Source organism: Mesorhizobium sp. Arg314, assembly GCF_053714275.1.
The window spans coordinates 1-210 of the sequence record NZ_JBSKBP010000399.1; the positions used below are offsets into that span (position 1 = coordinate 1).

General features: G+C 67.1%; 1 pseudogene. It reads left to right on the forward strand.

Annotated elements, in window-relative coordinates:
* Positions 1–210 (forward strand): annotated as a pseudogene (locus tag ACWGS9_RS36015) (IS66 family transposase); the annotation flags it as partial.

Consider the following 210-nt stretch of genomic DNA (forward strand, 5'->3'; position numbering starts at 1 on the left):
TGGAGCTCGAAGAACTCGTCACCTCGGCGACCGAGGATGAGCTTGCCGCGCAGGCCGCGGCGGCGAAGACGCAGAAGGTTCGCCCCTTCACGCAAGCGACCGGTGCGCAAGCCATGGCCGGATGACATCGAACACGAGCGCGTCGTCATCGATCCTCCGACTGCCTGCGCCTGCTGCGGCGGATCCCGGCTGTCCAAGCTGGGCGAGGAT